Origin of the sequence: Hyunsoonleella aquatilis, from assembly GCF_014270105.1 — a bacterium.
Lineage (GTDB): Bacteria > Bacteroidota > Bacteroidia > Flavobacteriales > Flavobacteriaceae > Jejuia > Jejuia aquatilis.
Genome location: NZ_JACNMF010000005.1, coordinates 302,660 through 312,978, shown reverse-complemented (window position 1 = coordinate 312,978; position 10,319 = coordinate 302,660). Strand labels below are relative to the sequence as shown.

At 39.3% G+C, this 10,319-nt stretch carries 9 protein-coding genes and 1 other RNA gene; 6 read left to right on the top strand and 4 right to left on the bottom strand.

Translation table 11 applies throughout. From position 1 onward, the window contains the following. The 3 genes from H7U19_RS15290 to H7U19_RS15280 all read left to right on the top strand — a co-directional run. Positions 1-2,176 (top strand): T9SS type A sorting domain-containing protein (locus H7U19_RS15290; RefSeq protein ID WP_186563736.1); only part of this gene is annotated, 2,176 nt, incomplete at its 5' end. A gap of 289 nt (positions 2,177-2,465) precedes the next feature. Then, a complete protein-coding gene (locus H7U19_RS15285) occupies positions 2,466-3,434 on the top strand; it encodes an ATP-grasp domain-containing protein (RefSeq protein ID WP_186563735.1) in 969 nt (322 codons plus the stop codon). Beyond that, positions 3,418-4,086 (top strand): HAD family hydrolase, encoded by a 669-nt coding sequence (locus H7U19_RS15280; protein ID WP_186563734.1) that lies wholly within the window; start codon positions 3,418-3,420, stop codon positions 4,084-4,086. The genes H7U19_RS15285 and H7U19_RS15280 overlap by 17 nt, the downstream gene beginning before the upstream one ends. Here H7U19_RS15280 and H7U19_RS15275 read toward each other — a convergent pair. From H7U19_RS15275 to H7U19_RS15265, 3 genes are all read right to left on the bottom strand, one after another. Beyond that, the gene (locus H7U19_RS15275) at positions 4,083-5,120 is read right to left on the bottom strand and encodes a cytochrome d ubiquinol oxidase subunit II (RefSeq protein WP_186563733.1); all 1,038 of its coding nucleotides are present in this window, start codon (positions 5,118-5,120) and stop codon (positions 4,083-4,085) included. The two genes, H7U19_RS15280 and H7U19_RS15275, sit on opposite strands and share 4 nt — an antisense overlap. Positions 5,121-5,122: 2 nt before the next feature. Beyond that, positions 5,123-6,427, bottom strand: coding sequence for a cytochrome ubiquinol oxidase subunit I (locus tag H7U19_RS15270; RefSeq protein WP_186563732.1), 1,305 nt, complete (start codon positions 6,425-6,427; stop codon positions 5,123-5,125). Between the two features lie 83 nt (positions 6,428-6,510). After that, the gene (locus H7U19_RS15265; RefSeq protein WP_186563731.1) at positions 6,511-7,548 is read right to left on the bottom strand and encodes a glutaminyl-peptide cyclotransferase; all 1,038 of its coding nucleotides are present in this window, start codon (positions 7,546-7,548) and stop codon (positions 6,511-6,513) included. Positions 7,549-7,637: 89 nt separating this feature from the next. Here H7U19_RS15265 and ffs point away from each other — a divergent pair. The 3 genes from ffs (at position 7,638) to fsa (ending at position 9,390) form a co-directional block, all read left to right on the top strand. Further along, positions 7,638-7,736: signal recognition particle sRNA small type (gene ffs / locus H7U19_RS15260), an RNA gene on the top strand. Between the two features lie 77 nt (positions 7,737-7,813). Continuing rightward, on the top strand, positions 7,814-8,617 hold the full coding sequence (locus H7U19_RS15255) for an SDR family oxidoreductase (RefSeq protein ID WP_186563730.1): 804 nt from the start codon (positions 7,814-7,816) through the stop codon (positions 8,615-8,617). Positions 8,618-8,736: 119 nt separating this feature from the next. After that, positions 8,737-9,390, top strand: a complete 654-nt coding sequence (gene fsa, locus H7U19_RS15250; RefSeq protein WP_186563729.1) for a fructose-6-phosphate aldolase — start codon at positions 8,737-8,739, stop codon at positions 9,388-9,390. A gap of 90 nt (positions 9,391-9,480) precedes the next feature. On the opposite strand, the gene H7U19_RS15245 is transcribed toward fsa, so the two are convergent. After that, entirely contained in the window at positions 9,481-10,299 is an 819-nt protein-coding gene (locus tag H7U19_RS15245; protein ID WP_186563728.1) for an enoyl-ACP reductase FabI, read from the bottom strand. Positions 10,300-10,319: the final 20 nt, after the last annotated feature.

Here is a 10,319-nt window from a genome sequence, read left to right as displayed (position 1 = left end):
CGAGGAGTTTATTTGTTCCTCGACAGCACCGGCAGGCTATGCGGACAATAATACGGACTGCGACGACACGGATGCATCCGTGAATACCCCGCAATTGTATTATGTTGATTTTGATGGCGATGGTTTCGGTTCCACCGCCGAGGAGTTTATTTGTTCCTCGACAGCACCGGCAGGCTATGCGGACAATAATACGGACTGCGACGACACGGATGCATCCGTGAATACCCCGCAATTGTATTACGTTGATTTTGATGGCGATGGCTTCGGTTCCACGGCCGAGGAGTTTATCTGTTCCTCGACAGTACCTGCAGGTTATGCAGACAATAATACGGACTGTGATGACGCGGATCCTAATGTCAATCCCGGCGTTTCAGAAATTGTAGGTAACGGCATTGATGATGACTGTGACCCGTCTACCTTGGACATGATAACTTATGTTTGGGCAGGAAACGTGGATTCCGATTGGACAGATAGTAACAACTGGGAAAGTGGTTTGGCTCCGGGCTTATCCCCAGCTTATGAAATTTTGATTCCTAGCGGTAGGCCAAATTATCCTGTTTTAACTTCAGGGCAAAATTTGGATTTGGCTTCTAGTGCGTCCATAGAAGTAGATACCGGCGCTTCATTGATGGTTTTACCAAATGTGGTAGTCACCAATAATGGGGTTATCACCAACAATGGCGTATTTGCCTTGAAGTCTGATGCAACAGGTTCAGCTTATATAGGTTCAGGAACTGGAACTTTCAATGGAGTTATAGACGTGGAACGTTATATTCCATCCAGAAGGGCTTTCAGGCTATTAAGTACTCCTGTGACTACAAGCGACTTTATTTCCAACAACTGGCAACAAGGTACGCACATCACAGGGTCGGTTTCTGGAGCAAATGGATTTGACGCCACGGTAACAGGTAATCCTTCTATGTATACTTTTGATAATTTTGGCCAGACATGGGATGCGATACCTAGTACAGATGCTACAAATTTAGTTACTGGAACCCCATACAGATTGATGGTACGTGGGGATAGAACCATTGATTTGAATGACAATAATGCTGTTCCAACAGCTACAACGTTAGTTTCAAAAGGTATATTGGAAGCTGAAAATGCAACGCCCGGGCCCTTGGCGCTTAATAATATTTCCGGAGGGTTTAGCTTTGTTGGAAACCCATTTCAGGCTCAGGTGGATATGAATGCCTTGCTTACATTTGGTTCTTCAAATGTTAGTACCCTTTTCTATTGGGTTTGGGATGCTTCCCTCGGAATTAGGGGGGCGTATGCCACCGTTATTGTGCCCACAGGGCAAGCCACAGCGGGTGTATCAAATGAGTTCCTGCAAGCTGGTCAAGCCTGTTTTGTGCGTACTTTAAATGATGGTCCGGCTTCCATTACTTTCTCGCAATCCAGCAAACATACCAGTTCGCCAGAAACACAAATATTTAAGAGGGGGACAGGGAAAAGTACAATAGGACAATTAAGTCTGAGCTTGTATGAGCGAGATGCATACAAAAATGGCGAACCGCCTTCTGATGGCCTTCTGATACTTTTTAATGAAAACGGAAACAATGAAGTTGACGGATTGGATGCAACTAAATTTACAAACTTGGATGAGAATTTAGCTGTTGACAATGAAGGTTCTTTGTTGAGTATTGAGAATAGAATGCACCCAACAGGGCTGGATGAAATTCAATTGTTTGTGGATAGCTATAGAGGCAAAAGCTATACGTTGCGCATAAATTCAAAAGGAATTGAAGGAGCAGTACCTATTCTATTGGATACCTATACCAATATGTCGGTTAGGCTAGATCAGGGCCCAGATATCAATTATAATTTTGATGTTGATCCAAGTATTGGCGAATCCATTAGCGCACATCGTTTTAAAATTATATTCGATTCTAAATCTTTGTCGATTCAGTCAGGTGATATTTGGGATGTAGAGATGTATCCCAACCCAACAGATGTTGGTTATTTTAGTTTGAATGTACCTCAAGGTGCGGATGACTTGGAAATCACTATTTATAATGTTTTAGGTGCAAAGGTGTTCCATAAGGATAACTTCACTCCTGGAAAAAAGACGATTATAAGTACTGGTTTTACGAAGAATAACGATAACGGGGTTTATTTAGTGAAAATGGAGTCTAAGGATCGTGTAGTTACTAAGAAGTTGATTATTAACTAAATTGATTAAAAGTGTGCATTAGGGGCTTATAAATCCTTCTTTTTCAGAGGTATAAAATTTTGTAAGATTTTAAAACCAAATACTTTGAAATAACATCAAAATAAAACTTCAATTTGAGCAAATCTTCAAAAATTAAAGGCTCAAATTGAAGTTTTTGTAATTCAGTAAGGTAAATCTGTAGAATAAAGAAATAAAGACCTTTTGTGCTAGCAAAATATGTATATTTGACGCACGAATTGCTGTGATCTATTGTAATGTTTTTATCAAAAGTAGATCGAAACCAAATCAAATGAATAATATATTAATCACTTCAGCAGGGAGAAGAGTGTCACTGGTAAAAGCCTTTCAAAACGAGTTGACTTCGATTTTTCCTGGGGCCAAAGTTTTTGTTGCGGATTTAAGGACAGATCTGTCTGCCGCGGCACAAATTGTGGATAAAGCTTTTGATATATGTAGGATTACTGATCCTGATTATATTCCTATGCTGTTGGATATATGTATTCAAAATGAGGTTAAGCTTGTAATACCTACTTTGGATACTGAGTTAGCGGTAATGGCGAAAAGTAAGTCTCTGTTTGATGACAAAGGCATTACACTGATGGTTTCAGATGAAGCGTTAATTCAGGTTTCTGATAATAAGGTGAACACCGAAAAGTTTTTTGATAAGCTTGATATTCCGGTGGGAAGGATTTACACTAAGGATAATTACAAACTTCCTGTCTACATAAAGCCTTTCAATGGTAGCCGAAGTATAGATAATTTCATCATCAAAAAGGAAAGTGATTTTAGTGAAAAACACTTTTCGGAAGATAGGTTTTTGTTTTTCGAATACTTAGACCACGATATTTACGAGGAATACACCTGCGATTTGTACTATGACAAAAAAGGTGACTTAAAATGTGCTGTGCCAAGAAAGCGAATTGAGGTACGAGGTGGCGAGGTAAGCAAAGGCATCACCAAAAAAGATGCGGTTTATGATTATATCATTTCTAAATTGACCAAACTTGAAGGGGCGAGGGGATGTATAACGTTTCAATTCTTCAAGAACAAAGAAAACGATGATATCCGAGGTATAGAAATCAATGCGCGTTTTGGAGGAGGTTATCCACTAACTTATTTGGCAGGAGGGAATTTCCCCAAATGGATTATTGAAGAATACTTATGTGACAAGTCCGTCGAAAATTTCCAGAATTGGGAGGAAGACCTATTAATGCTGCGCTACGACGCAGAAGTTTTGGTGCATGGACACAAAGCCTAAACCTATTGTTATTTTCGATTTGGATGATACACTCTATAACGAGTTGGATTATCTGAAGTCCGCTTTTTTAGAAATTGCCCAATACATAAATAAAGATTCAGACAACGATGTTGCATCAATTTTTGAAGAAATGATGCGTTTGTACCATAGTAAATCCAACGTTTTTGTAGAAATACTGAACAGATACGATACAAAAGCAACAAAAGAGGAGTTACTTCACCTTTACAGAAACCATAGCCCCAATATTAAATTGTCGGACGAAAGAAAATTGGTTTTAGATTTCCTTAAAAACAAAGGTGTAAAAATGGGGCTTTTGACAGACGGGCGCTCCAGACAACAACGAAGTAAAATTAAAGCCTTGGGGCTTGACGAGTATTTCACTGAAATAGTTATTTCCGAAGAATTCGGTAGTGAAAAACCCAATGAAAATAACTTTCTGTATTTTGAAAAGGCATTCGGAATAGGCCAGTATTTTTATATTGGTGACAATGTTTCAAAAGATTTTCTTTCTCCAAACAGATTGGGTTGGACATCAGTATGTATAATCGATAATGGCGATAATATCCACAAGCAGGATTTCAGTCTGGAAAGAGCTTACCTACCAACGTTCACCTTAAAAGATTTTAGGGATATCATCAAGGTTTTAGATTAGCTTTCTTCCGAATTATCCTTATCCAGCACCTTAATCATTTTAAAGGATTTAAATAGGTGAAAGAGTCCTGGCAATATGATGGCTCCGCCGATGATTAAAGAAATGCCCAGTACATTAATGACGCTATCAGTGGTTGCTGTGTCCAAAATACTAATTTCCGAACCCGAAGTCATTAAAAGGTTCGGGTAGTGGGAGCCTAAAGCAGCTAATAGGATCAAAACAACTTGCATTCCCGCTAAAGTTCGACTTTTAACTTTCTTGGCGTTTTTAATGCTTCGTGTTAAAGGCAGAATCAAAATTGCAGAAAGTGCCACCAAGCCAACGGCATATGGGTTGTTAACAAAACCTGTTACGAAAGTTATGTCGTTAATGAAACCACTGCTTAAAACTAAAAACCCCATAGTTATGACCACAACGTTGGCTATTTGTGCTTTTCGAACATAACGTTTACGTTCGGCGGCTTCAGCTTCACCTATCAATAGTACGGCGGCCAAAAAAGCGCATAAAGAGGCAAAGAATAGGCCAACCAAAACTGAAAACCCATTGAGCCAGGACGCTACGAAAATGTCAAAAAAGCTTAAATCGGAATAATCGTTTGTTATATTTATTTTTCCTGAAACGGTAGCACCAAATGTCATTCCCAAGAAAAAAGGGGTGACAAAACTTGAAACCCTAAACATCCAATCATAAAGCACATGGGTTCTATCCTTAAAAGCATCGTAATGGCGGAATACAAAAGAGACACCTCTTAAGGTAATACCCAATAATACAAGAGTGAGGGGAATGTGTAAATAAATGACCAAAACATTGTAAAACTCAGGGAATCCAACCCACAAAATCACCACAATAATTATAATCCAAATATGATTGGCCTCCCAAACGGGACCGATAACACGATAAACGGTTTTCTTGGTGATTGATTTACTTTTCTTCGAGGATACTAGTTCGATGATGCCTGCACCAAAATCCGCTCCGGCTAGAAGTACGTACAGGAGTAACGACACCATAAGAAAAAAAAGCACTACGTAAAGCATGGTCAAGCAGGTTTTGGATTATTCAATACTTGGATTTGTCGAGCCATTAGCCAAGTTACGGCAATGGTCAAAATAGAATATAATACCACATACATGTAGAAACTAAACACCATACCGGGCATTGGCGTTACGGCATCTTCTGTTTTCATAATATTATGGATAATCCATGGTTGTCTGCCTACTTCAGTAACCACCCATCCAACTTCTAAAGCAATAAAGCCCATCGGAGCCATTAGTGCAAATAACCACCAAAACTTTCTGTTTTGCCACCAGTGTTTCTTTTTTAAACTGATGAAAAATAAAATACCCACCACTAAGAGCAAGGTCCCGATACCTACCATAATTTGAAAAGCATAATGCACTATGGCTACGTTTGGGCGAACATCTTCAGGGAAGTCGTTCAAGCCTTTCACTTCAGCATCAAAATCACCGAAGGCCAAAAAGGACAAGGCTTTTGGGATTTTAATTTTATAGTTTACTTCTTGGGTTTCATTATTCACAATGCCACCGATATAGAGCGGGGCACCTTTGGTAGTTTCGTAGTGGGCTTCCATGGCGGCCAATTTTACAGGTTGCCGTTCAGCAATATCTTTTGCGGAAAGGTCGCCACTTAAAGGTTGCAGAATGGCGGCCACGGCAGCAAAAGTAATGGCTATTTTAAAGGCTTTTTTATGAAGTTCCGTCTGTTTGTTTTTTAGGATTTGAAAGGCGTGAACGCCGGCAACGGCAAATCCCGTGGCCACAAAGGCGGCCAAGGTCATGTGCAAGGCTTGGGTAAACCAGGCTGGATTCAACAACGCTTTTATAGGGTCAATATTTAAGAATTGGCCATTGATATAATCAAAGCCCGATGGTGCATTCATCCAACCGTTGGCTGAAACAACGAGAATACCCGAGGCCACTCCCGAAATGCCTACAATTACCCCGGTAAACCAATGGAATTTTTCAGGAATTTTATTCCAACCATACAAGTAGAAACCCAAAGCAATGGCCTCCACAAAAAAGGCGGCGCCTTCCAAGGAAAATGGCATGCCAATAATGGGACCAGCATGCTTCATAAATTCTGGCCAAAGTAGCCCCAATTCAAAAGACAACGCCGTACCCGAGACTGCCCCAGTAACAAAAAAAATCGCGACACCTTTTTGCCACGATTTTGTTAGTTTTAAATAAATGGGGTTTCGCGTTTTGAGCCATTTTTTATGGGCTACGACCATAAAAAATGGCATCACCATCCCTATGCAAGCAAACACAATGTGGAACATTAGTGTAAATGCCATTTGCAGTCTTGCGGCATCGAGATTGTCCATAAAAAGGGCTTTAAAAAGTAGTATTACAAAGATACTTTAAAGCGCTTTATTTTACGAATATATTAACACAAAATAGAGGGTTTTTATTCTTCAATAATCTTGACCTCAAACAACTTATCCCAACGTTTCCCGGTCACAAAAATCGTTTTAGTTTCCGGATTGTAGGCAATACCGTTGAGCACGTCCAAGCCTTTATGCTGGGTCACTTTTTTCTTTAAAGGGGTAAAGTCAATGACTCCGATAACCGCGCCATTCTTGGGGTTGATGATGGCCACACCGTCTTTTTGATAACGATTGGCATAAATGGTTCCGTCAATCCATTCCATTTCATTGATGCCAATAATTTTTCCTTTATTAGTGTACACTTGAATCTTGTCGTCTTCCACTAAAGTTTCGGGATTTAACAACCAAATATTTTCGGTACCATCGCTTTTATAAATTTTTCCGTCGTGATAGGTGAGTCCCCAACCTTCCTTGCTTTTTCCGTATTTAAAACTGCTCAATTTTTCCAAGGAGTTAACGTCGTACACAAATCCCATTCCAGCCCTCCAGGTCAGTTGGTATATTTTGTCATCCAAAATGGTGATGCCCTCTCCAAAATAAGCATCAGCCAAATTAATATTTTGAATGACCTCTCCTGTTTTATAATCCACCTGTCTCAACTTGGATTCCTTGTATTGACCTGTGCTTTCATATAATTTGCCATTATAAAACTCCAAACCTTGGGTGTACGATGTAATATCGTGGGGGTACTCATTTATAATTTCGTACTTAAACAATTTCGGGGATTGGTCGTTCAAAATGGTGATTGACGAACCCACCATTTCCTTTTCTTCTCCATTGAAGTAAACCGTAGCTTCAAGGCTGTGTTTCCCCAATTTGTAGTTTTTTAAATCGAAGGAGCTCTCAATTGGAGTTCCGCTTAAAGTATAAGTAACGGAATCTAAAGTGTGTCCTTTTTTGTTTTCGATGGAAAGTTTCAGAGTTTGGTCGACAGAAATATTTCCTTTTACGGCATTTGTTTTGATACTGAAATAATTTTTTTTCTGCCCAGAATTTGGTCCACAGGACACTGACAAACTGATTAATAAAATGAAAGCGAGATATTTGAAAGTTTTCATGTTTGAAGCCTAATTTTTGCCGAATATATTTATTTAAAATCGGTTTGAAAAATCATTGTGAAAATTTTAAAAGGTTGTATCTTTGCACCCGGCAAGTCCTACACAACCAGCTCCTGTAGAATCCCCCAGGGCGGGAACGCAGCAAGGGTATATGGTCGTAGCGGTGTGATGTAGGTAGCTTGCCTTTTTTTGTGCGCTAAATTCAGGTATTCTTGTCGTTTCAATTTTGTAATTTGGTGCTCGAAATTTAAAAATTTCTTCAATTATGTCTAAAGTTGTTTTGATAACTGGAGGGTCCTCTGGAATAGGAAAATCCATTGGGGAGTTTTTGCACCAAAAAGGGCATGTGGTTTTTGGTACCAGCAGAAACCCGAAAAACTACCCGGAGAGTTTATTTCAATTACTTGAATTGGATGTAAAGGATGCAGTTTCTATTAATGAAGCGGTTTCCCAAGTGATTAAAGCTGAGGGGCGATTGGATGTATTGGTAAACAATGCAGGTGCTGGGATTACAGGACCTATTGAAGAAATTCCAGATGAAGAAATTAAGGCCAACTTTGAGACTAACTTTTTCGGCCCAATTAATGTGATTAAAGCGACATTGCCACACATGCGAAAGCAAAAGTCGGGATTAATCATAAATATCACCTCAATTGCGGGCTATATGGGCTTGCCTTACCGAGGTGTTTATAGTGCCAGCAAAGGAGCTCTGGAGTTGTTGACAGAAGCCTTTAGAATGGAGTTAAAGCCTTTTAATATTGAAATGACCAATGTGGCTCCAGGGGATTTTGCTACTAATATCGCTTCAGGAAGATATCATGCCCCATTAAAAGAGGATTCACCTTATTGGAAAACTTATGGGAAATCTTTAGAGTTGATGAATGAACATGTAGATTCTGGAAGTGATCCCAATATGATGGCTGAAGCTGTATATGGCATAATAAATGCTAAAAGGCCCAAAATCCATTATAAAGTCGGAGCGTTTATACAAAAATTCTCTATTGTGCTAAAAAGAGTATTGCCCGATAAAGTATATGAGAAATTATTAATGAATCATTATAAACTTTAATCGAAGCCGATTTTCGAAAACTTTTAGAAACTTTTCGATAGATTTTCCTAATACCCAATGGAGTAAACCCATAAAATTGTAAATTCGCCCTAAACTATAACACGCATAAAAACAAGCAAATGAAATTTTTTATTGACACAGCAAACCTAGACCAGATAAAAGACGCTCAAGATATGGGGGTTTTGGATGGTGTAACGACAAACCCATCATTAATGGCGAAAGAGGGCATTACCGGTCATGATAATATTATGAAACACTATGTTGACATTTGTAATATTGTGGATGGAGATGTGAGTGCCGAGGTGATTTCTACGGATGTTGAAGGAATGATAAGAGAAGGGGAGGCTTTGGCAGAACTGCACGAGCAAATCGTAGTCAAATTACCGATGATAAAGGATGGTGTAAAGGCTTGTAAATACTTTTCTGATAAAGGTGTTAAAACAAATGTTACCTTGGTATTCTCTCCGGGTCAGGCCATCCTAGCAGCAAAGGCGGGAGCAACATATGTGTCTCCTTTTTTGGGTAGACTGGACGATATTTCAACCGATGGCTTAAACTTGATTTCAGAAATACGACATATCTATGACAACTACGGTTTTGAAACCCAAATATTGGCGGCTTCAATACGTCATACTATGCACGTTGTAGATTGTGCCAAGATTGGTGCCGATGTGATGACTGGGCCATTAAGTTCTATTGAAGGGTTGTTGAAACATCCCTTGACGGATATTGGTTTGGCCAAGTTTTTAGCGGATTATAATAAAGGAAACTAAAAAAACTTAAGTGTATAATAAAGGCGCAAACTTCAAATGAGATTTGCGCCTTTTTTGTTATGTTAAAGCAATTTTCTTAGTAAACTCCCTTTATTCTTCCCCAGTAAAAGTACTCATCACAGCATCGCTCACTCCCATATTACTGAATCCTCCATCGTTGTAAAGATTCTGTAACGTCACTCTTTTGGTCAAATCACTAAACAAAGTAACTGTATAATTGGCACAATCCATGGCCGTAGCATTTCCTAAAGGCGACATTTTCTCGGCATAGGAAATAAATCCATCAAATCCCTTAACACCACTACCTGCCGTTGTAGGCGTCGGTGATTGGGAAATGGTATTGACCCTCACTTTTTTATCCCTTCCAAAGAAATAACCAAAGCTACGGGCAATACTTTCTAAATAAGCCTTGTTGTCTGCCATATCGTTATAATCAGGAAATACACGCTGGGCCGCCATATAGGTTAAGGCTACAATGCTTCCCCACTCATTCATAGCATCTGTCTGATACAAAGTTTGCATCACTTTATGAAAGGACATTGCCGAAACGTCTGTGCCTTTTTGAGTCCAATCATAGTTTTGGTTCGTATAATGATTTCCTTTTCTAACGTTGATGGACATCCCGATAGAATGCAACACAAAATCCAACTTTCCGCCCAAAATCTCCATGGATTTCTCGACTAAATTTTTCAAATCGTCCAAAGAAGTGGCGTCGGCCGGAATAACTTCAGCGCCAGTTTTTTCAGCCAAAGCTTTGATTTCGCCCATTCGCATTGCAACTGGTGCATTGGTCAATACAAATTGCCCACCTTCTTCATGCACGCGTTCAGCCGTTTTCCATGCTATCGAATTGGAATCTAAAGCTCCAAAAATAATCCCCTTTTTTCCTTTTAATAAATTGTAAGACATATTTCAGTTAGTTTTTTAGT

What these genes read in the sequence shown, in the direction of transcription:
- H7U19_RS15275 (WP_186563733.1), bottom strand. Translation starts at nt 5,120, where the DNA reads ATGCTTTACGTAGTGCTTTTTTTTCTTATGGTGTCGTTACTCCTGTAC.
- H7U19_RS15270 (WP_186563732.1), bottom strand. Translation starts at nt 6,427, where the DNA reads ATGGACAATCTCGATGCCGCAAGACTGCAAATGGCATTTACACTAATG.
- H7U19_RS15245 (WP_186563728.1), bottom strand. Translation starts at nt 10,299, where the DNA reads ATGTCTTACAATTTATTAAAAGGAAAAAAGGGGATTATTTTTGGAGCT.
- H7U19_RS15280 (WP_186563734.1), top strand. Translation starts at nt 3,418, where the DNA reads ATGGACACAAAGCCTAAACCTATTGTTATTTTCGATTTGGATGATACA.
- H7U19_RS15255 (WP_186563730.1), top strand. Translation starts at nt 7,814, where the DNA reads ATGTCTAAAGTTGTTTTGATAACTGGAGGGTCCTCTGGAATAGGAAAA.
- H7U19_RS15285 (WP_186563735.1), top strand. Translation starts at nt 2,466, where the DNA reads ATGAATAATATATTAATCACTTCAGCAGGGAGAAGAGTGTCACTGGTA.
- H7U19_RS15265 (WP_186563731.1), bottom strand. Translation starts at nt 7,548, where the DNA reads ATGAAAACTTTCAAATATCTCGCTTTCATTTTATTAATCAGTTTGTCA.
- fsa (WP_186563729.1), top strand. Translation starts at nt 8,737, where the DNA reads ATGAAATTTTTTATTGACACAGCAAACCTAGACCAGATAAAAGACGCT.